Annotated in this window: 21 protein-coding genes; 6 read left to right on the top strand and 15 right to left on the bottom strand. The window is 62.3% G+C overall.

What is annotated here, in order from left to right; genetic code table 11:
* The first annotated feature begins 4 nt into the window (after positions 1–4).
* Positions 5–241 carry a hypothetical protein gene (locus CQ12_RS19870; protein WP_057836988.1) on the top strand — a complete coding sequence of 79 codons (237 nt, stop codon included), beginning with the start codon at positions 5–7 and terminating at the stop codon, positions 239–241.
* A gap of 18 nt (positions 242–259) precedes the next feature.
* On the opposite strand, the gene CQ12_RS19865 is transcribed toward CQ12_RS19870, so the two are convergent.
* The 5 genes from CQ12_RS19865 to CQ12_RS19845 are packed head-to-tail and all read right to left on the bottom strand — an operon-like array spanning position 260 to position 3,920.
* Positions 260–610: a hypothetical protein gene (locus tag CQ12_RS19865; protein WP_057837102.1), complete on the bottom strand. Its 351-nt coding sequence runs from the start codon at positions 608–610 to the stop codon at positions 260–262.
* 34 nt (positions 611–644) lie between these two features.
* Positions 645–1,439: a pentapeptide repeat-containing protein gene (locus CQ12_RS19860; RefSeq protein WP_057836987.1), complete on the bottom strand. Its 795-nt coding sequence runs from the start codon at positions 1,437–1,439 to the stop codon at positions 645–647.
* Positions 1,440–1,488: 49 nt separating this feature from the next.
* Positions 1,489–2,217, bottom strand: coding sequence for an ABC transporter ATP-binding protein (locus CQ12_RS19855; RefSeq protein ID WP_057836986.1), 729 nt, complete (start codon positions 2,215–2,217; stop codon positions 1,489–1,491).
* Entirely contained in the window at positions 2,207–2,944 is a 738-nt protein-coding gene (locus CQ12_RS19850) for an ABC transporter permease (RefSeq protein ID WP_057836985.1), read from the bottom strand. Before CQ12_RS19850 ends, CQ12_RS19855 begins: the two co-directional genes overlap by 11 nt.
* Before the next feature lies 1 nt (position 2,945).
* Positions 2,946–3,920: an ABC transporter substrate-binding protein gene (locus CQ12_RS19845; protein ID WP_057836984.1), complete on the bottom strand. Its 975-nt coding sequence runs from the start codon at positions 3,918–3,920 to the stop codon at positions 2,946–2,948.
* A gap of 86 nt (positions 3,921–4,006) precedes the next feature.
* On the opposite strand from CQ12_RS19845, the gene CQ12_RS19840 reads away from it, so the two are divergent.
* On the top strand, positions 4,007–4,366 hold the full coding sequence (locus CQ12_RS19840; RefSeq protein WP_057836983.1) for a hypothetical protein: 360 nt from the start codon (positions 4,007–4,009) through the stop codon (positions 4,364–4,366).
* A 17-nt stretch (positions 4,367–4,383) separates the two neighbouring features.
* Here the strand turns inward: CQ12_RS19840 and CQ12_RS19835 are convergent, their stop codons facing one another.
* Positions 4,384–5,202 (bottom strand): quinoprotein dehydrogenase-associated SoxYZ-like carrier, encoded by an 819-nt coding sequence (locus CQ12_RS19835; protein WP_057837101.1) that lies wholly within the window; start codon positions 5,200–5,202, stop codon positions 4,384–4,386.
* Positions 5,203–5,258: 56 nt separating this feature from the next.
* Positions 5,259–6,182, bottom strand: a complete 924-nt coding sequence (locus tag CQ12_RS19830) for a quinoprotein relay system zinc metallohydrolase 2 (protein WP_057836982.1) — start codon at positions 6,180–6,182, stop codon at positions 5,259–5,261.
* A 234-nt stretch (positions 6,183–6,416) separates the two neighbouring features.
* Here CQ12_RS19830 and CQ12_RS19825 point away from each other — a divergent pair, with 234 nt between their 5' ends.
* A complete protein-coding gene (locus tag CQ12_RS19825; RefSeq protein ID WP_057837100.1) occupies positions 6,417–7,301 on the top strand; it encodes a substrate-binding domain-containing protein in 885 nt (294 codons plus the stop codon).
* Positions 7,298–7,873, top strand: a complete 576-nt coding sequence (locus tag CQ12_RS19820) for a PQQ-dependent catabolism-associated CXXCW motif protein (RefSeq protein ID WP_057836981.1) — start codon at positions 7,298–7,300, stop codon at positions 7,871–7,873. Before CQ12_RS19825 ends, CQ12_RS19820 begins: the two co-directional genes overlap by 4 nt.
* A gap of 130 nt (positions 7,874–8,003) precedes the next feature.
* On the opposite strand, the gene CQ12_RS19815 is transcribed toward CQ12_RS19820, so the two are convergent.
* The 7 genes from CQ12_RS19815 to CQ12_RS19785 all read right to left on the bottom strand — a co-directional run bounded on the left by CQ12_RS19815 (position 8,004) and on the right by CQ12_RS19785 (position 14,058).
* Entirely contained in the window at positions 8,004–8,615 is a 612-nt protein-coding gene (locus CQ12_RS19815) for a hypothetical protein (protein ID WP_057836980.1), read from the bottom strand.
* Positions 8,612–9,460: an ABC transporter permease gene (locus CQ12_RS19810; protein WP_057836979.1), complete on the bottom strand. Its 849-nt coding sequence runs from the start codon at positions 9,458–9,460 to the stop codon at positions 8,612–8,614. The genes CQ12_RS19815 and CQ12_RS19810 overlap by 4 nt, the downstream gene beginning before the upstream one ends.
* Complete coding sequence (locus CQ12_RS19805) at positions 9,457–10,278, bottom strand: ABC transporter ATP-binding protein (protein ID WP_057836978.1); 822 nt, start codon at positions 10,276–10,278, stop codon at positions 9,457–9,459. The genes CQ12_RS19810 and CQ12_RS19805 overlap by 4 nt, the downstream gene beginning before the upstream one ends.
* The gene (locus CQ12_RS19800) at positions 10,275–11,246 is read right to left on the bottom strand and encodes a YVTN family beta-propeller repeat protein (protein WP_430642248.1); all 972 of its coding nucleotides are present in this window, start codon (positions 11,244–11,246) and stop codon (positions 10,275–10,277) included. Before CQ12_RS19800 ends, CQ12_RS19805 begins: the two co-directional genes overlap by 4 nt.
* A 17-nt stretch (positions 11,247–11,263) precedes the next feature.
* Positions 11,264–12,445, bottom strand: a complete 1,182-nt coding sequence (locus CQ12_RS19795) for an ABC transporter substrate-binding protein (protein ID WP_057836976.1) — start codon at positions 12,443–12,445, stop codon at positions 11,264–11,266.
* Positions 12,446–12,559: 114 nt separating this feature from the next.
* Positions 12,560–13,405, bottom strand: coding sequence for an S-formylglutathione hydrolase (gene fghA / locus CQ12_RS19790; RefSeq protein WP_057836975.1), 846 nt, complete (start codon positions 13,403–13,405; stop codon positions 12,560–12,562).
* Entirely contained in the window at positions 13,402–14,058 is a 657-nt protein-coding gene (locus CQ12_RS19785; protein ID WP_057836974.1) for a response regulator transcription factor, read from the bottom strand. The genes fghA and CQ12_RS19785 overlap by 4 nt, the downstream gene beginning before the upstream one ends.
* A 184-nt stretch (positions 14,059–14,242) precedes the next feature.
* Between CQ12_RS19785 and CQ12_RS19780 the strand changes: the two genes are divergently transcribed.
* Both CQ12_RS19780 and CQ12_RS19775 read left to right on the top strand, forming a co-directional pair.
* A complete protein-coding gene (locus CQ12_RS19780; RefSeq protein ID WP_057836973.1) occupies positions 14,243–15,598 on the top strand; it encodes a histidine kinase in 1,356 nt (451 codons plus the stop codon).
* 153 nt (positions 15,599–15,751) lie between these two features.
* Positions 15,752–18,190, top strand: a complete 2,439-nt coding sequence (locus tag CQ12_RS19775) for a TonB-dependent receptor (RefSeq protein ID WP_245310018.1) — start codon at positions 15,752–15,754, stop codon at positions 18,188–18,190.
* Positions 18,191–18,254: 64 nt separating this feature from the next.
* Here CQ12_RS19775 and CQ12_RS19770 read toward each other — a convergent pair whose 3' ends face one another.
* Positions 18,255–19,223, bottom strand: coding sequence for a helix-turn-helix domain-containing protein (locus CQ12_RS19770; protein ID WP_057836971.1), 969 nt, complete (start codon positions 19,221–19,223; stop codon positions 18,255–18,257).
* Positions 19,224–19,361 lie beyond the last annotated feature (138 nt).

Genomic DNA, 19,361 nt, shown 5'->3' with positions numbered 1-19,361 from the left:
AGGCATGACTCCGATAGATTTGATCGTGACCGTTTGTGCAGTGCTCTCGCCGACCACCTGCGAGGAAACCCATTTGGTCTTTTCTTCGAACGCGTCGTTGCGGCAATGCACCATGGCGGCGCAGCCCTACATCGCGCAATGGGTGAATGAGCATCCAAAATGGACGGCGGTCAAATGGCGCTGCGAATATCCCGGCACCAACCGCAAGGCTTCCGGCGAGGCGGTGTGGTCCGTCGGCTGATATCGTCTGCAGCGGCCGCTACTTGTTGCAGTCCTTGAGATCCTTGTCCGCGACTGAAAACACGGCGTCAGCCTTGATTTCGATGTCACGAACGAAGCAGTGCTTCGCGCCGCGATAGCCGACCTTCGCGTCATAGCGCCCCGGCTCCACGCCCGTGATGCGCAGGCGCTCGTCGTGGTCGACTTCCTTATCCTTGTCGTTCAGGGTCTGGTTCGGTCCCCAGTCGTTCTTGCCGACAGGGGAAAGCTGAAACTCGGAAATGGTCGCGGTCGTCAGATTCCACAATCGGACGCCTTTTCCCTTGCCCTGCGCGGCCGCTTCATTGGCGCTCGCTGACAACAGTGCCGCCAAAGCCAGGATCCATCGCATGGGCAGTCCTTTCATCGTGGAACGGGTGCAGCTGTCACTGCCTGGTCAGACGATCGCGATTCCTGGTCTTGTCGAAATTCCTTGCCCGGTCGAGGCCAATGGGAGCGATCAACCGGACTGAAGCGAGATCGGCACTATCGAAATCGGTATCGATGACGGTGACACCGGTCAAGTCGGCTCCCCCCAGCTGGGCTCCCTTGAGGGACGCGCCCGTGAGGTCGCCGCCCTTCAGCACGGCAAATTCGAGATCGACGCGCGACAGGTCAGCGCCGCGCGCGTTCAACCGCTCAAGATTGGCTGACTTCAGCACCGCGCGCATCAGGCCCATGGACTGGTTGCGCATGTCGGCGCCCAGATTTGCATCCGCGATCGAGGCGCCGACGAGGCTTGCGCCGGTGAGATCGGCAGCGACGCGAGCGCCCGAAAGATCGGCGCCGTCGAGGCGGGCGCGCGCCATCTGCGAAGCGAACAGGTTTGCGCCCCGCAGGCTTGCGCCGGTGAGATCCGCCTCGAGCAACCATGCCTGGTCGAGGATGGCGCGGTCTAACTTGGCGCCGGCGAGTTTTGTCTTGTTGAGCTTGGCTGCGCGAAAAATGGCTCCGGACAGGTTGAGCCCCGACAGATCGAGGCCGGATAATCGCTTTCCCGTGAAATCGGCGGGCGTGGCGGTGGTCGCCGCAGCGAGAGCGGCTTCGACCTCCGCGCGGGTCAATTCGGCCGTGACCATATCGGGCGACGACAGGTCGACATGACGCATCATGTCCTGCGCCGTTGCCGTCATAGCCACAAGAGCAAGACCGAGCGCCGCAATTCCAATCGAGCGCTTCATCGTCGACTCCAGCCGATCACTTGATCCTAGCACCGGCTGCTGGCGCTGCCTATGAGGCGCTCTGCCTGGGGGGATGGCCATTGATCCACCGCATGATTTCCGACTTGATGGCGGCGGTCTCGGCTTCGCCGCGCGCGCTTCGCGGGGTGCGGATGGGCAGGTCCGCGAGAAGGCGGGCCGGCCGCGGCGACAGCAGGATCAAGCGGTCGCCGAGACGAACCGCGTCGTCCACATCATGGGTCACCAGCAGCGTTATCACGGAGCGGCCGTCCATCAACATGGCGATCTGATCGCGAAGACGGTTGGCGAGCGCGATATCGAGCGAGGCCAGCGGTTCGTCGAGAATGAGCAATTCCGGCTCGACGGCGAACGCGCGGGCGAGCGCCACGCGCCGTGCCAGGCCGAGCGACAGCTCACCCGGAAAATGGTTGCGATGTGCCTCCAGTTCGAGAATTTCGAAGAGCGATGAAAGCTTCTTGTCATCGGCGCGAGGCGCGGCAAGCCGGACATTTTCCTCGACCGATCGCCATGGCAGCAGCCGCGGCTCCTGGAACACGAAGCCGATCCGCGCATCGACGGGACGCGAGACGCGTCCCTGAAAGTCGTGGTCGAGACCTCCGAGAATCCGGAGCATCGTACTCTTGCCGCAGCCGGATGGCCCGACCAATACGCCGACCTCTCCCGCATCGAGCGCAAAGGCCACGCCGTTGATGACGTCGTGCTGTTCGCCCGCCGCGCTCCTGAACGTTTTGCTGGCGATATCGACTTCAAGCCGCACGGGGACGCCACCGGGTTAACCGGGCCTCAAACGGCTGCACCAGCAAGGTTTCAATGAGAAGCACGATCGCCGCGAAGCTCAACGAGTAGGCCAGCAATAGCGGAATGTCGAACAGCTGGAACGCCACGCCAATCTCGAAGCCAACGCCGTTCGGGCGGCCGAGCAATTCCGCGACCAGAACGATCTTCCAGACCAGGGAAAGTCCCGATCGGGCTGCGGCTGCGATATAGGGCGACAGTTGTGGCAGAACAACGTGCCGGAACTTGCTCCACCGCGGCAGCGCAAACACCGTCGCCATTTCATCAAGCGCAGCGTCCAGGGCACGCGCGCCCTCGCGCAGCGTAACGACAGCGGTCGGGAGCTTGTTGATGGCGATGGCCGCAATGGCGGCAACTTCCGTCAATCCGGCCCAGATGTAGGCGAGCACGATGACCACGAGCGCCGGCAGGTTGAGCAGCAGGATCAACCAGGGGTCGCCAAGGCGATCGGCGAGCCGGACCCGGCCCATCAGGTAGCCGATGGCGGCGCCCAGCGCCATCGCCAGCGTGAAGGCGAGCGTCACGCGCGCCAATGTCGCGCCGAGGTGGAAGAACAAATCTCCCGATCGTGCTTCCGCAATCATGACCCCGAGCACGGTGGGGGGAGGCGGCAGTTTCGCATCACCGGCAAACAATGCGGCAATCCACCAGATTGCGAAGAACATGGCGAATGAGAGCAGGCGCGGCACCTCAATCTCCCGGGATCGCGTGATAGAATGTTCCTGCAGCCAGTTCAGGCGCCGGCCCGACAAGTTCGTGACCGCCGATTCCGGCCAGTACGCGATAGAGGATGCGCGCGTCAGCTTCTTCATCGGCGATCGGGCGACGCGGAATTCCCTCCCGATAGCGATCGCGATAGGCGCGCAAGGTTGCGGCGTCCGGAGCGCCGGTCAGCGGCGCAATTTTCTCCCACTCCGCGTCCGAAGATGCCAGGATCTCTTTCGCGGCGCGCGTCATGGCGATGAAGCGGGCAATCTTGTCCTGGTTTGTGCTCGCCCATTTTTCGTCGAAGACGTAGCCGATCATCGCGGTGCGGCCTTTGGCGCCCAGTTTCGGCAGCAGATCCTCGATGCCGGCGACGCGGCGGAAGCCCTTCGCTTCCAGCGCCGCGCAGAAATTCCAGTAGTTCAAGGTTGCATCCATTTCGCCGCTGAGCGTCTTCGCGGCCAGCAGCGGCGGTGCGCCGTAGGCGATCGTCGCATCCGACTTCAGGTCGATGCCGCTCTGCTTCAACGATGCCAGCAACAGCAGCCAGTTCTTGTCGATCGGCCCGCCGGCGATGGCGAGCTTGCGACCCTTGAGGTCGGCCAAGGTCTGGATCGGCGATGAGGCAGGGACCATCACGGCGCCGAGCGCGCTCGAATAGGGATAGAATGTCAGTTTGGCGCCAAGGCTGCGTTCGCGCGACACCCAAAGCCAGTCGGTGACGACGATGTCGGCATTCCCGGCACGAAGCGCAATTTTTCCCGCCTCGGGGCTGGCCAGTTCGAGAACCTTGACCGAAAGGTTGGCTTGCTTGTCGAGGCCGTGCGCGCGGATTACCGCAAGTTCCCAGGCAAGTGTTCCGGTCTTCTGCACTGCAATGCGCAAAGCCTCGGCGCTGCAGCAGGTGCCGAGCGAGACCAAAACAATGGTAGCAAGCAGCAGGCGAACAAAATGTGTCATGGTGCTCCGCGCGATTTCCTCGAACGTCGGCTTTTCAGCGAACCAGTCATAGCATAGCCTGCAACGTTAGCAGCGGGAGGAAGACGATGACGCCTGTCGGATCGATACGACGTATTGTCGCCGCGTTGCTGGCGCTGATGACGATGGCCGTGATTGCGCGCGCCCAGGATTTCAACGATTACCCGACGTCAGCGCGCGTCGAGTACGTTTTCGGTTGCCTGAAGGCGAATGGCGAGACGCGGCAGGCGATCGAGCAATGCTCCTGTTCGATCGATGTCGTGGCTTCGCTCCTGCCTTATGAACGCTATATCACGGCTGAAACCGTGCTCAGCATGTCGCAGGTCCGGGGCGATATGGGAAGCCCGTTCCGCACCTCCGAGCAGGCGGCGGGTGCGCTCAACGAACTGAGGCGCGCCCAGGCCGAAGCGGAAGTGCGCTGCTTCTGAGCGCATACGCCGCCTGATCACATCCCGGAGTCGTCGACCTTCCACTCGCGCTGGAAGACACGTCCCTCGGTGTCCTTTGCCTCGGCGCGGAAGCGTTTGGCGCCATTCGACACGTAGGTGAATCTGATATTTGGATCTTCCGAAATCGAGATGCCGCCTTCCATCGTCAAAACCAGGCTGTCGTCCTGCCACAGCCGCAGTTCGTTGATGAAATATGCGGGGACGTAGAGGTGCGTGACCTGGTCCATCTGCAGGCCGGAATTGTTGGGATGCCCGATCATGATCTGGGCCTCGCGGACGCCGCTGGCCGGACCTTCGCCGGCCTTTGCGAATTGCCGGTAGCGCATCTGGCCGAGCCGGCCCTTGGCCTCGTCGGCGTTCTTGGCGGCCGGCGCTGAGCAACCGCCGGACGCCTTCACAAAGGTTTTGGCCATGTAGAGCTTGCCGTCGCTGAGTTCGGCCACCGCATGAACGTCGGTGTAATTGTTGACGCGGACGCGAGTAGAGATTTCTGACACCCGGGCGTCGGGGCCGAGCTGGAATTTCGCCGCCATCGGCGCAGGGTTCTGGTCGATGACCAGCGTAATGCTCACCACCTGCCGGCTGTCTTCAGGCGAAAGCCTGGTTCGCAAGGTCACGGGGACAATTGCGGCATCCTCGGCACGAGCGGGCATTTCAATGCCGATCACGTCGCTGCCATCGCTCATGGGACGATTGTTGAAGATATCCTGGACCAGACCTGGCCAAGGGTCATTTGTCCCGGCCGCGAGCGCCAGTGGCGCGCTGAACAGCAGCAAGAGAGCAACGCCGAGCGGGCGGAAGAGATATCCAAACATGGTCACCACCTTCACGCGGATGCAAGCAACGAGCGCAATATAGGGCAATGCGGAGCCTATTCCCATTCAATTTCCGAGAATGCTGCGGTTGCGTTGCGGGCGTTGAAGTCGTCGAACAATTGCCATCGGGATTTCTCGGTGCCCGCTGCAGTGCCCGCGGCCGCGATCGGCTCGCCGCGGGCGACCAGCCCGCGTATATCCGAGGCTAGCGTCTCGAGATAGCGGCGCTCGTCGGCGAGGGCGGCAGGCCATTCGCTCACGGGGCCGTGACCGGGAACCACGCGCTGCGCGGGCAGGGCGGCGAGCTCACCGATCGCGCGTAGCCAGCCGCGGAGGCTGCCGTCCAGCACGGGCGTATGGGCAAGAAACACGAGGTCGCCCGCGAACAGGGTTGCGGTCTTTTCATCGAGCACCGTGAGGTCGCAATCGCTATGCGCGGCGGGCCATGCCCGCAAGATAAGCGTTCTTCCGCCGAGATCGAGATTGAGGGTGCCATCGACGAGCAGCGTCGGCGGTACGATGCGGACCTCGTCGATCAGTTGATCGCCCATCGTGCGGCGAAAGGCGTCGAGATAAAGTTGTCCACGCGCGGCGAGCGTGCGCGGCAGGTTCGCATGGCCGACGAACGTCGTTCCGTCCTGCGCGAAAGCGCCGTTGCCGAAAACGTGATCGGGGTGGCCGTGGGTATTGATGACGTAACGGATCGGCTTGTCGGTTCGGGCTCTGATCGCTGCCAGCAATTGCCGTCCCTCGTGGAGGCTGCCGCCCGTATCGATCACCGCAACTGCATCCTCGCCAACGACGAATCCAACATTGGCGATCGCACCGTGGTTCTCGCGCGTCATCGGTGCTGTCTGGCCGGTGTGCACGAATACGCCATCCGCAATGGAGTTGACGGCCAGCTCCCGCTGCTGCGCGAGCGAGGCGCTTGCCGAAGCGAGCATCGCGAGCGCGGCAAGGATCAATGCGGAGCGAGCCATATTTCGGTCTCCGTCTCACCACGAAGCACGATCGGCGAGTCGAGTTTCATCGCGGCAATGTTTGCGTCGCAGCACAGGCAGCAGTCCGCGACGAGGATTATTCCTGTTGCAGGCCCCAATTGACAAGCATAGCATTTTGCTCGTCTGCGGCTTCAACGGAACTTTGTTCGTCGAGGTTGCCGATATTTTTGTGAAGTTGGCAACCATGGCGGGCCGGAAGTGCAGCAGTTCTCGATGACATATGCCGGACAAAAGCGCTGGCTGGTGATTTCCATAGCAGCGGTCTTCGCCGTGCTCCTCGGGCGTGATGTGGCGCACGCGCAGATCAAGGAAGGCGGCGATCTGTCGATTGAACTCGTCGATCCCAAAGTGCTGCGCGTCTGCGCCGATCCGCACAATTTGCCATTTTCCAACGACAAGGGCGAGGGGTTCGAGAACAAGCTCGCTGAGCTGTTCGCCGAGAAGCTGAACAAGAAACTGGACTACATGTACTTCCCGCAGGCCACGGGCTTCGTCCGGATGACGCTTGGCGCTCATCGTTGCGACGTCATCATGGGGTTTCCGCAAGGCGACGATCTGGTCCAGGGCACCAACCCCTATTACCGCACCGCCTATGCGCTTGTCGCCAAGAAGGGGAGCGGACTCGAGGACGTGACAACGCTGGAAGACGAGCGTCTCAAAGGCAAGCATATCGGCATCGTGGCCGGAACACCGCCTGCCACGAATATGGCGGTCAACGGCCTGATGGCGAATGCCAAGCCATATCACTTGATGGTCGACACCCGTTTGGAGTCGTCAGCGGAGTCCATGATTGCGGACCTCGTGTCCGGCAAGATCGACGTCGGCATTCTCTGGGGACCGATGGCGGGCTTCTATGCGAAGAAGGCGAACCTGCCGCTTCAGGTCACGCCGCTCGTGAAAGAAAAGACAGGCCCGCGATTGGCGTTTCGTATTGGCATGGGGGTGCGGGCGGCCGACCAGAACTGGAAGCGGCAACTCAATCGCCTGATCCAGGAAAACCAGCCCGCCATCAACAAGATACTGCTCGACTACGGCGTTCCTCTGCTCGACGAGAATGATCGTGCGGTCGGCGCGGAGACGGCAACGAAAGCGCCATGAGGGCCACGCTCGCAGGCCTGATCCTTGCGGTATTCCCGTTCATCGTCTCGCCCCTCGCGCAGGAAAGACCTCCCGAACCCAGCGATTACCGCATGGAGGATTACCGCGCGCCGGTTCCTGCAACACTTGCCGGCGCGCGGGTTCTGACAACCGCGGAGACGGAGTCGATCTGGCGGGCGAAGACGGGCGTGTTCATCGACGTCATGCCGCACGCGCCAAGGCCGCCAAACCTTCCGCAAGGTACGATCTGGCGTGACAAGCCGCGGCTCAATATTCCCGGCAGCATATGGCTGCCGGACACCGGCTACGGGAAGCTCGCGGCCGTGACGGAAGACTATCTGCGGCGTGGGCTGGTTCGCGCAACGGCCGGCAACACGGCGGCGCTGGTCGTGGTTTACTGCCAGGCCGATTGCTGGATGTCCTGGAATGCGGCAAAGCGAATTCGGTCGTATGGCTATGCCAACGTGGCCTGGTATCCGGAAGGAACTGACAGTTGGGAGCGGGTCGGCTTGCCGCTGGCGGAATCGCAGCCGGAGCCGCGGACAGGTGAGGAGACCGCATCGCCGCGCTAGAGCATGATCCGGAAAAGTGTGTAGCGGTTTTCCCTCGCGACAAACGCGGAAAGCGTTTGCGCGGAGATCATGCTCAAACAAAGGATAAAGCGGGATGACTATTCGAAGAAAAGTCATCACGCTTTAGAGCCTATTCGATCTCCTGCTGAATCGTTCGTCCGAGCGCGAACAGCCGCTGGTCGATCGCCGTCGGCACCTCGCAGACGAATTTGATGACATTCCGCCGGTCTTCGAAGATCCGCGTCTGCCAGACGAGCTGATTGCCGAGCTCGTCAACCTTGGCCTGGTCGGGCGGCGTCTCACCCTGCAGCGCCTGCAAGGCCAGCGTGTCGGCGCGGATCTTGTCCGCTGCCTCGCGTTGCTTGCGGGTGACGCGCTCGAGCCCGTTCATCACCTGGGTACGTTGGGCATTGAGCGATTCGAACAGGCCGGCAAACAGCAGTTTTCCGCTGGCAGTCTTGTCGGCTGTACCGTGCAGATATTCGGTGATCGCCTTTTGCGCGTCCTCGAGCGGGGTTCGCCTTGCTGCGAGCCGCGCGACCAGTGTGCTGACGTTGGGATTGTCCTTCCATTTGCCGGAGACATCGTCGAGCGGCGGGCCCGCCCACACCGCGGCCAGCGAAATCTCGGGCACCTTGGCCTGAACGCACGGCCAATCCGGATAGCGGGGATCCGCGGCGTGGCCGTATCCGCTCATCGCCGTCATGGCGAGAAATGCCGCGATCGCAGTCCGGTATTTCATGTCTCGCCTCCGGCCGGCCCGCGGCGGATCAGGCCGCGCGAGGGATCGTACGCCAGGATCGCGCCGATCATGAAGACGATCGTGCAGCCTCCCACGACCGCGAGCGCGATCCAGTTGATCTGTCCATACAGCGCAAAACGGATCAGCTCCACGGCATGCGTGAACGGATTGAACAGGCAGACATAGTAGAGCATCGGGCTGCTCTCCAGGATGCGCCACAGCGGATAGAGCGCTGACGAAGCGAAGAACATCGGAAAGATGACAAAGTTCATCACGCCTGCAAAGTTCTCGAGCTGCTTGATGCCGGAAGAGATCAGCATGCCCAGTGCGCCGAGCATCAGGCCGGACAGGACCAGCGCCGGCAGCACCGTGAGATAGCCGGCCGGCGGCGGCGCGATATCCCAGAACCAGGCGATCAGCAGGAACGCGTAGACCTGAAGCAGCGAGACCGCGGTTCCCGCCAGCAGCTTGCAGGACAAGAGAAACCATCGCGGCAGCGGGCTCACCAGCAAGGTCCGCATATTGCCCATCTCGCGGTCATAGACCATGGAGAGCGAGGACTGCATGCCGTTGAAGAGCTGGATCATCGCCATCAGGCCGGGAGCGATATAGACCTCATACAGGATGTAGGTCTCGTAGGGCGGGATGATGGAGAGGCCGAGCACCTGGCGGAAGCCCGCGGCGAAGATGAACAGCCAGACCAGCGGTCGCACCAGCGCCGAGATGAAGCGTTCGCGCTGGTGCAGGAAACGAAGCGCCTCGCGCCACACAATACCGTTCAGGCAGGTGAGGTATTCGGCGAGCGAGAAGCCGCTGCGGCCTGGCGCGATGGTTGTCGAGGTCATGACATCGCGCTCCCGCTCGGTTCGGCGGAGCCGGTCAATCGCATGAACGCCGTGTTGATGTCGCTGCCGCCGGCCTCGGCGATCACGCGCGGAGCCTTGCCCTTGGCCAATACCCGGCCCTGATGCAGGACGACGAGATCATCGTTCGAACCGATTTCGTCGAACAGATGCGTCGCCCACAGCACGCTGATTCCCTGTTCGGCAACGAGCTGGCGGACGTGGTTGAGGATGTCGGCGCGCGCCTTGACGTCGAGGCCGACGGTTGCCTCGTCGAGCAGAAGCAGGCGCGGACGGTGCAACAGCGCCCGCGCGATTTCCAGTCGTCGCATCTGGCCGCCGGAGAGGTCGCGCACCTTGCTGCCCGCACGGTCGGCAAGGCCGATGCGTGCCAGTACCTCCTGGCTGCGCGCGCGGGCATCGCGCCTGCCGATGCCGTGAAGAGCGGCGTGATACAGCAGGTTTTGCGTCACCGAGAGGTCGAGATCGAGGGTGCGGGGTTGAAACACCACGCCGAGCAGCCGCAGCGCTTCGCCGGGAGTACGCGCGACGTCATGGCCGAAAATTCCGATCCGTCCGTGCTGGATTCCGAACAGCCGCGTGATCAGCGAGAACAGGGTGCTCTTGCCGGCGCCGTTCAGGCCAAGCAATGCGGTGAAACTTGCCGGTGCGACCGTAAAGCCGATGTCGATCAGCGCGCGCCGGGTGCCATAGGAATGACTGACGCCGTCGATCGACAGTGCAGGCGTCGCCATGGCGTCGGGCCGGGAGGCGATGTCCCGCGTATCCTGACCGGAAGAATATGCGTCACTGGCCGTCATGGCTGTGCAATCGTGATCCCCCAGGGTAGTTCGCCAACCTGGATCGTCTTGATGACCTTTTGCGCGGCGACGTCGATGACAGAGACGTCGTTCGATACGCCGTTGGTGGTGAGCAGATATTTCTCGTCGGGGGTGAATGCCACGTGCCAGACCCGCTGTCCCACCAGCAGATACTTCGTGACCTTGTGGCTGGCGACATCGACCACCGCGACGCGGTTGGCGGGGCCGAGCGCGACGAAGGCGGTCTTGCCATCCTTGGTCATGCCGATGCCGACCGGCTGAATGGCCTCGCTCCGCAAACCCGGAATCTCGAATGCAATCTTCTTTGTCACTTCCCGCTTGACCGGATCAATCACCGAAACGGTGCCGCCGATCTCCGACGATACCCATACTTCGGAGTTGTCACGCTTGAACTCGGCGTAGCGCGGGCGCGCATCGACCAGCACGTTGGCGACGATCTGGCGCGTCGTGGTGTCGATGAAATGCGCCATGTTGGTGGTCTCGGACGTATTGATCAGGATTTTGCCATCCGGGCTTATGGCCATGCCTTCAGGCTCGACGCCGACCTGGATGTCACCGAGACGGGTACGCTTTTCGACGTCGATGATGGTTACCGTGTTGTCGTTCTCGTTGGCGACGTAGAGAATTTTTCCTTCGGCATCGAGGGCGAATAGTTCGGGGTCAGGGCCTGAGGGCAGGGTATCGACGACTTCCTGCTTCGCCACGTCGATGACCTGAATGCTGTCGTCGTCGCCGACGGCGACGAAGACGAACTTGCCGTCTCTCGTGAACTCGATGCCGCGCGGCCGCTGGCCGACCTTGATGGTCTTGATGACGGACCAGTTGCTCGTGTCGATCACCGTTACGGTGTTGCTCTTCTCGTTGGAGACATAGGCGATGAAGGCCGATGCGGGGCTCGCTGCCGCGAGCCAGAGGGCCATTCCGGAAATCAGGCAGTGATGCCACATGCGCAATTTCGTTCTCCTCAACGCAATTTGCATTTCGTCTCCGGCCGATCGGCGCCAAGCGTGTCGAGCTCCGACACCTGATGCAGGAATCCCTCCTGCGGCGAAACCGAGACCACCATGCGTCCATCGACCAGCAGGATCGGCTGCCGAAGCTGCAGGTTCCAGTCCCGCAATGTCAAGCGACGGCCCTTGAACGCCGCAACGGAAAAATCGGGCCCCTTGAGGAAATCCGATATCGCTTTTGGATCGCCGGACTTCGTGCGCGACGTCGCTTCACCGATCATGCGCGCAGCCGTCCACGCCTGCATGTCCAATGCGGTCATCTGTCGGGAGTTCAACTTCACAAACCGGTTCTGGATCTGGATCGCGCCCCATTGATCCTGTGCGGCATGCCAACTGGTTGGAACAAGACCAGCCGAGCCGGCAACGGGGCGCGGATCCCAGGTGCGGTAGGGCAGGTAGGACGCGAACGCCTCGCTCTCGTCGGCCGCGACGAGGACATCATAGGCCGGCGCCTGCTGGGTGAAGGTTGGTATCTGCCGCTGGATCAGGGTGACGCCGCTGTCGGTGCGCCGGGCCCCGCCGGTGTCCTCGAAAGTTCGTTCCTGAACGATCTTGGCGCCGAACCGCGTGGCGGCGCGGCGCAAGGCGTCGGCATAGAGCTTGTCCCGATCATGCGAGCCAACGACGAACAGCCAGCGCTTCCACTGCTTCCACACCAGATACTGGGCGAGCGCATCCGCCAGCATTGAGCGCGTCGGCGCGACATGGATGACGTTGGCGCGGCAATCCTGCTCGCGCAACCGGTCGTCGATGGCGCCGGCGTTCAACAGCAGCGTCCCGCGATCGCGAAGCGCGTCGGCCGCCTTCAGCAGATCATCCGCCGGAAGGTCGGTAATGATGAATCCGGCGCGCTCGGCAAGCGTCGCCGCGGCTTTCCCGACGTCCTCATTGTCCTTGAGCCGGACCTCTTCGAGCGTGAAGCGCTGGTTGAGGAACTTGCCCGTGGTGTTGTTGTCCTCGACGGCCAGCCGCGCGCCGGCGACGCCATCGTTCTCGGCCGGCAGTTCGACGAGCGACAATTTCGGCTTGACGCCGGCGCGGCCGAGATAGCCGATGCCGATCTCGATGGGGGCGGCCGCGAGCACGGGGGCAGCCGCGACGCTCAAGCCGATCGCAGCGACCAACCATCGGATCATGGCTTCTCCCTAAAAGGCCTTCTCGATTTCGCGCTGTGGAAGACCGTTAGCTTGAACCATGACCGAATTGCTTCGGCTTGCAACTCAATTCTGTAGCGCAGGAACTGCGTCGTTTCAGCCCTTCAGACGTGCGGCGTGCCAACGCAGGTGATCACCCATGAATGTCGAGATGAAGTAGTAGCTGTGGTCGTAGCCGGGTTGCCGGCGCAAGGTGAGGGGGATCTTGGCCTTCTCGCATGCGCTTTGCAGCAGCTCGGGGCGGAGCTGTTCCGTCAAGAACTGATCGGCATCGCCGTAGTCAACCAGGATATCTGGCAGCCTGGCGCCGTCCTCGATCAGCGCCACCGCATCGTGCCTGCGCCATGCTTGCCGGTCGCTGCCGAGATAACCGCCGAGCGCCTTGATGCCCCATGGCACCTGCGAGGGAGCGACGATCGGCGCAAATGCGCTGGCCGCGCGATAGCGGCCCGGATGACGCAACGCGACCGTCAGTGCACCGTGGCCGCCCATGGAGTGACCAAAGATGGACTGCCGATCAGGATCGATGGGAAACTTCTCAGCGACCAGCTTCGGCAGTTCTTCCGTCACATAGCTCCACATGCGGTAATTGCGCGCGAACGGCTCCTGTGTCGCATCGACATAGAAGCCGGCGCCAAGCCCGAAATCATACGCATTGGCGGGATCGCCGGGCACACCTTCGCCGCGCGGGCTGGTATCGGGCGCAACGAAGATCAGTCCAAGTTCGGCGCAGGCGCTGCGGAATTCGCCTTTCTCCGTCACGTTGGCATGGGTGCAGGTCAGGCCGGAGAGATACCAGACCACCGGCAGCCTGGCGCCGGCGGCGTGCGGAGGGATATAGACCGAGAAGGTCATGTCGGTGCGGGTTTCGCCGCTGGCATGTCGGTACACGCCTTGCGTTCCGCCGTATGACGTGTTGAGCGAAACGGTCTGCATGGTCATTGTCTTGCTACTCCGGCGCCGTGCGGCACGGTTACGCCGATGCCGCTTTCGATCGCCAGCCGCACCAGTTCGGCGGAAGTTCGCACGCCGAGTTTCTGGCGCATGATCGACGATGTGTTGGCAACGGTCTTGTACGAGGAATGAACCAGCCACGCGATCTCGGAAAGGCTCTTGCCCGCGCTGAGCAGGCGGAGGATTTCCATCTCCCGCGACGTGAGTTTGGAGAGCGGGCTGCGGGCGAATGCCGGTCCGGCGAAGGCGATGCTCCGCGCGATCGCAGACGGCAGATAGACGCCGCCCTTGCCGACTTCACGGATCGCCTCGACCAGATCCTGCGGATCGCCGGTCTTGGCGACATAACCCTTGGCACCGATGTCGATGGCGCGCGCCGCGAAGACCGGATCGTCGTTCATGCTGAACATGATGATTCGTGCGGAAGCGGTGCGCGCAAGAATGCGCCGCGCCAGCTCAAATCCCGACACGGTCGGCAGGTTGATATCGATCACGCAGATGTCGGGTCGCTCGGCGATGAACACGCGTTCGCCGCTCTCCGCGTCGGCAGCCTCCAGCAGCACGACCTCGGGATCGTCTGCAAACACCGTGCGGCAGCCCGAGGCGACGATGGGATGGTCATCGACGATCAGTACACGCATTACATTGATCCCCGAGTTGCTTCGATCGCGTTGTTGCATCGCATCACGTTACGCCGAGTTCGGCGCGAGGCCGATCATGCAACGCCGACGCGATTGCTGTACGCTTCAATCTGATCGTCGGTTTTTCGACTGTCAACGGTCCTCTCGTCGAGGAACTGATTGAGACGCGATTGGGGCAAACGTCATGTGGCAGAAATTATCGTTGCGTTCCCGGATCAATTTGCTGCTGGCGCTGGGGCTCACGCTAGGTTTAGCGATCAACATCGCGCGGCTGGTGGTAGAGGCGGCGCCCCGTGTTCGCGCCGAAGATCAGAGCGTCATCCGGCTGGCGCGGGAGTTCGTCGAGACGATCGTGCCAAGCCTGAACGAGGCGCCGGACCCGGAAGCGCGGCTGAACCAGATCGCGTCTGACCTCAGCCGGCTCCGTCATGTCAGCATCACGCGGCAGGGCGACGCCGCCACGGGCGAACACTCCGGCAATGGCGACGGCGAGCGGTCGCCGCCGGCGTGGTTCATTGCGCTCGTTCATCCGGAAACCACCACCGTGAGCGTGCCGATCACGATCCACGGCAAGCCGCAATCGCTGCTGATCACCTCGCATCCGAACGACGAGGTGGCCGAGATCTGGGACGGAATCGTGACCCAGCTTGCGGTCGGTACCGCCCTCGCGCTCGCGCTCTTTCTGGTTACGATGACGGTGGTCGGCCGCGCGCTGGCGCCGCTGCAGGCGCTGTCGCAAACCATGGCCAATATCGAGGCCGGGCAGTATGATTCACGCGTCGAGCCCGGCGGCCCGCCCGAACTGGCGGTAATCTGTGCCAAGCTGAACCACCTTGCGGGTGCCCTCGGCGAAGCCGTCGAGGACAAGCGCCTACTCGCCGAACGTACGGTCTCGCTGCAGGACATGGAGCGCAAGGAGATTGCGCGCGAACTGCATGACGAGTTCGGGCCGCATCTCTTTACGCTGCGCGCGCACGCCGGCGCGCTGGCGCGGCTGTCCGAGGATGGGCGTGCGCCGAGCGCCGATGCCTTGCGCAAGCATGCCACCGCCATCATGGAGCAGCTCAATGCGCTTCAGAAATTCAATCGCCGGATACTGGAAAAGCTGCGGCCCGTCGGGCTCGCGGAGCTTGGACTAGCCGAGGCGCTCGGCGTGCTGCTGCGCTTGTGGCGCGAGTCCCGACCCGACGTTGCGATTGAGGCGAGCATTGCATGCGCGCCGGGTGAGGGCGGAGAAGTTGCTGATCTGACGATCTACCGCACCGTCCAGGAAGCCTTGACGAACGCTTTCCGCCATGCCGACGCGACGACTGTCAGCGTCACGGTCGAACAGACCGAAGGCATTCCGGGAAGTCGCGGCTGCGCTCTGGTGCGCGTCAGCGACAACGGCCGCGGTCTGGCGCCGGATCACAAGTCCGGCTTCGGCCTGATCGGGATGCGCGAGAGAATTCTGGCGTTGGGTGGAACTCTGAATGTGGTCTCCGGCGATGGCGGTGTCACGGTAGAGGCGGTCGTTCCGCACGGATCGCCTCATGGATGACTGCGCTCCCTTCGGGAATTTGTCCCGCTCCGCCTCGGGATGAATGCAAGGTCGGAAACCCGACCTTTTGCGGCTAGCGCGTATCGTTGGCTTGTCACTAGTATTGATCACAGCAAACCGGCTGGGGACACGCCGGTATGTATGGGGTGGCATATGGGCGTACGCGTATTGTCGATCGGGACGATCTCGATCTGCCTTGTTCACGCGGTGGATTGTGCCCAGGCACAGACCGCGTCCAGCGACAGCGAGGTGTTGCCGGCCATTGAGGTCGTTGCTCCGCCGTCGACATCAGCTAGACCAGCGACCAGGCCAGCACGCGGCACTACCGCACCTCGCGTCGCCCGTAACGTGCGCAGGGTTCTTGTCTATCCGACCGCGCCAACGCCGCAAGCCCGCTTGGGGGTCGATGTCGACAAGGTGCCTGCGGCCATCAACGCCGTTGGTGCCGCGCAGATTGCGCGCACGGACTCGCTGAACATCGCGGTTGCATTGCAGCAACGGGTGCCGGGCGTCATCCTCAGTGATACGACCGGAAATCCATTTATGCCCGACGTACAGTTCCGCGGCTTTGTCGCGTCTCCGGTCGCCGGTACACCTCAGGGATTGGCTGTTTACCAGAACGGCATGCGCATCAATGAGGCGTTCGGCGACACCGTGAATTGGGACCTGATTCCGACCGCCGCGATCAGGTCGGTCACGGTCGTAACCAACAACCCCGCGTTCGGCCTCAACGCACTCGGTGGAGCCGTCAACGTTCTGATGAAGGACGGCTTCAACTACAAGGGCGCTGAAATCAACACGATGGGCGGCTCATTCGGGCGCATCCAGAGCTCGGCGCAGTATGGCCAGCAGTACGGCAATTGGTCGGTCTACGGCGCGCTCGAAGGCCTGCGAGACAACGGCTATCGCAACTTCTCGCAATCGGAAATCCGCCGCTTCTACGGAGACGTAGGATACCGGACGGACAGCAGTGAGTTTCACCTCAACTTCGGCGTCGCCAAGAACAATTTCGGCGCCTCGGCGGCCGTTCCAGTCGAACTTCTCAATAAATATTGGGGCGCGACCTACACGACGCCGCAGACCACCGACAACCGCGTGGCGTACGCCAATCTGACCGGAAAGGTCGAGGTGACACCGACCTGGACGCTCGATGGCTCGGTGCGCGTTCGCAGGTTCCAGCAGAAGACGGTGGACGGAAATCCGACCGAGACCGAGCCATGTGCAGCCCCCAACGACGCGTTTCTTTGCTTCAATGACGACACCAACTTTGCAAATGGCGTCAACGGAGTTCCGATCGTAAATCCCTTCCCAGCCGACGCCGTGCTGGGGCAGATCGACCGGACAACGACCCGTTCGACGACGACCGGTGCGACCCTGCAGGCCACCAATACCGACCAGTTGTTCGGACACAACAACCAATTCATGGTCGGCACGAGCTTCGACTCCGGCGTCACCAGCTTCGGGGCCAGCGCGGAGCTGGGCACCATCGGTTCAAATTACGTCGTCAACGGCAGCGGCATATTCCTCGGGCCATCAGGCAGTCCGATTTCGATCGGCCCGGTCTCGCTTCGGGCCACCAACCGCTACACCGGGCTTTATGCGCTCGACACGTTCGACGTGACGGACCGGTTTTCACTTTCAGGCGGCGGCCGGTTCAACTATGCCAGCATCGTGCTTCAAGATCAGATCGGCACCGAGCTCAACGGCAGTCACACGTTCAGCCGCTTCAACCCAATGATCGGCGGCACCTACAAGATTACGCCGGAAGTGACAGCCTATGCCGGGTACTCCGAAGCCAATCGTGCGCCGACCCCGCTCGAACTCGCGTGCGCCGACCCTGCGCGTCCCTGTATCGTCGCGGCCTTCCTGATCGCGGATCCGCCGCTGAAGCAGGTCGTATCGCGTACCGTCGAAGCAGGCTTCCGCGGCACCAAGGAGCTGAATATCGGCACGCTCGGCTGGAAAATTGGCGGGTTCCGCGCGACCAACGCCGATGACATCATGGCGATTCCAAGCCCGCAGGTGCAGGGTTTTGGCTACTTCCAGAACGTGGGCAGGACGCGGCGGCAGGGCATCGAGGCGCAGGTGAATTTGACGTCGAAGGCGCTGCAACTCTACGCCAACTGGGCCCTTGTCGATGCGCGCTTCCTCGATCCGTTGACGCTCGACTCTCGTAGCCCGTTCGCCGTCGACGACGTAATCCAGGTGCTGCCAGGCAATCGAATTCCGGCGATACCTCGCAATCGGGTCAAGGTTGGCCTCGATTATTCGGTCACTGATGCCTTTAAGGTCGGTGGCGACGCGTTGTTCGTTGCCAGCCAGTATTTTGCAGGAGATGAATCCAACCAGGCGGCGAGGCTGCCCGGGTATTCGGTCTTCAACGTTCACGCCTCGTACCAGATCAACAAGACATATCAGCTCTACGGTCGCATCGATAATATCTTCGACAATCGCTATGCGACATACGGGACATTCTTCGAGAGAGACGACATACCGAACTTCGCCAATGGCGGCGCGGAGTTCACCGACCCTCGCACGGTCACCCCGGCGCGGCCGCGCGCCTTCTATGCAGGGCTGAAAGCGACCTTCTGATCGGTGCGGGAGCGACAGCGGCTACCGCTGGCGAGGGGAGAGGTTCAGTGCCTGACGCTCGTCTTCAGGAGGCGTCCGAGACAGGACCGTTGTGGGAGGCCTTGTGGATGGCGGAGGGGACGAACCCGAAATGCTTCCGGAACACGCGGCTGAAATGCGACGAACTGGAAAAGCCCCACGAAAACGCGACGTCCGTGATTGTCTTTCCGTGCTGGGTCTCCAGCTCCTGCCGGCAGTGCAGCAGCCGCGCCCGCCAGATGTAATCGCTGACGGTCATGCCCTTGTCGCTGAACAGCATGTGCAGATAGCGCTTGGTGCAGCCCAGCGCGGCGGAGATCTGGTCGATGCAAAGCTCCGGGTCGCGCAAATGTTCGCGGATGAAGGCTTGCGCGCGGATGTACATTGCCTCGGGGCCGACGCGATCGAACATCGTGTCGGCTTCGCGCAGCGGCAGCAGCAGCAAATCGATCAGCGAATCGGCAACGCCGATTGCGTTGTAGGGCGACAGCCTGTTCGCTTCATCGAACGCGGTGTGCACGAAGTCGTAGGCAATACGGCCGGTGCCGTTGCGCGCGGAAAGCTTGCACGGCAACATCTTCGCCGTGCGGAAGCCGCGTTCGTGGAGCAGTTCCTTCGGTACGATCACGACCTCGTGCCGGGTCAGCGAGGGGCTGACGATCGTGTGCGGGCAGGAGACGTCATAGGCGAGGCAATCGCCGGGCATGATGTCCATGCGCCGACCGGCCTGTTCGAAATGCGAGATGCCGTAGGTCTGGAACAGGATCTTGACGTAGGGATGTTCGCTCAGCTTGGTGCCTGAGACCGTGTGCGCGATACGATGCTGGCTTGCCTCGATCTGGCACAGCTTTAACTGCGAAACGGTCGTGTAGTTTATCCGCCCCTCCAGCGAGGAACCTTCCAGCGGATCGACATCGAATTGACCGCAGAGATCCGTCAGCGCATCTGACCAGGTTTGGATCTGCTTTTTCGGCGCTAACCCGGAAGTGCTGAGTGAACGAACTGTATCAGACATTGCCCAGCCACCGATTTGAGAACAGGCTGCTACCTCCGCCTAGGCGTCGGTCAGATGGTCGTGACATTTGGACCCAATTTAGGCAGTCGTCCGGGAAGGCGCGCAGATTCTTCCCAATATCCCTTTGACAATCCTCCA

This window comes from Bradyrhizobium jicamae, from assembly GCF_001440395.1.
Classification (GTDB): Bacteria; Pseudomonadota; Alphaproteobacteria; order Rhizobiales; family Xanthobacteraceae; genus Bradyrhizobium; species Bradyrhizobium jicamae.
The sequence above is the reverse complement of the archived record's forward strand: the minus strand, read 5'-3'. Positions and strand labels throughout refer to the sequence as shown.

What these genes read in the sequence shown, in the direction of transcription:
- CQ12_RS19870 (WP_057836988.1), top strand. Translation starts at nt 5, where the DNA reads ATGACTCCGATAGATTTGATCGTGACCGTTTGTGCAGTGCTCTCGCCG.
- CQ12_RS19865 (WP_057837102.1), bottom strand. Translation starts at nt 610, where the DNA reads ATGCGATGGATCCTGGCTTTGGCGGCACTGTTGTCAGCGAGCGCCAAT.
- CQ12_RS19860 (WP_057836987.1), bottom strand. Translation starts at nt 1,439, where the DNA reads ATGAAGCGCTCGATTGGAATTGCGGCGCTCGGTCTTGCTCTTGTGGCT.
- CQ12_RS19845 (WP_057836984.1), bottom strand. Translation starts at nt 3,920, where the DNA reads ATGACACATTTTGTTCGCCTGCTGCTTGCTACCATTGTTTTGGTCTCG.
- CQ12_RS19840 (WP_057836983.1), top strand. Translation starts at nt 4,007, where the DNA reads ATGACGCCTGTCGGATCGATACGACGTATTGTCGCCGCGTTGCTGGCG.
- CQ12_RS19835 (WP_057837101.1), bottom strand. Translation starts at nt 5,202, where the DNA reads ATGTTTGGATATCTCTTCCGCCCGCTCGGCGTTGCTCTCTTGCTGCTG.
- CQ12_RS19830 (WP_057836982.1), bottom strand. Translation starts at nt 6,182, where the DNA reads ATGGCTCGCTCCGCATTGATCCTTGCCGCGCTCGCGATGCTCGCTTCG.
- CQ12_RS19825 (WP_057837100.1), top strand. Translation starts at nt 6,417, where the DNA reads ATGACATATGCCGGACAAAAGCGCTGGCTGGTGATTTCCATAGCAGCG.
- CQ12_RS19820 (WP_057836981.1), top strand. Translation starts at nt 7,298, where the DNA reads ATGAGGGCCACGCTCGCAGGCCTGATCCTTGCGGTATTCCCGTTCATC.
- CQ12_RS19815 (WP_057836980.1), bottom strand. Translation starts at nt 8,615, where the DNA reads ATGAAATACCGGACTGCGATCGCGGCATTTCTCGCCATGACGGCGATG.
- CQ12_RS19810 (WP_057836979.1), bottom strand. Translation starts at nt 9,460, where the DNA reads ATGACCTCGACAACCATCGCGCCAGGCCGCAGCGGCTTCTCGCTCGCC.
- CQ12_RS19805 (WP_057836978.1), bottom strand. Translation starts at nt 10,278, where the DNA reads ATGACGGCCAGTGACGCATATTCTTCCGGTCAGGATACGCGGGACATC.
- CQ12_RS19800 (WP_430642248.1), bottom strand. Translation starts at nt 11,246, where the DNA reads ATGTGGCATCACTGCCTGATTTCCGGAATGGCCCTCTGGCTCGCGGCA.
- CQ12_RS19795 (WP_057836976.1), bottom strand. Translation starts at nt 12,445, where the DNA reads ATGATCCGATGGTTGGTCGCTGCGATCGGCTTGAGCGTCGCGGCTGCC.
- fghA (WP_057836975.1), bottom strand. Translation starts at nt 13,405, where the DNA reads ATGACCATGCAGACCGTTTCGCTCAACACGTCATACGGCGGAACGCAA.
- CQ12_RS19785 (WP_057836974.1), bottom strand. Translation starts at nt 14,058, where the DNA reads ATGCGTGTACTGATCGTCGATGACCATCCCATCGTCGCCTCGGGCTGC.
- CQ12_RS19780 (WP_057836973.1), top strand. Translation starts at nt 14,243, where the DNA reads ATGTGGCAGAAATTATCGTTGCGTTCCCGGATCAATTTGCTGCTGGCG.
- CQ12_RS19775 (WP_245310018.1), top strand. Translation starts at nt 15,752, where the DNA reads ATGGGCGTACGCGTATTGTCGATCGGGACGATCTCGATCTGCCTTGTT.
- CQ12_RS19770 (WP_057836971.1), bottom strand. Translation starts at nt 19,223, where the DNA reads ATGTCTGATACAGTTCGTTCACTCAGCACTTCCGGGTTAGCGCCGAAA.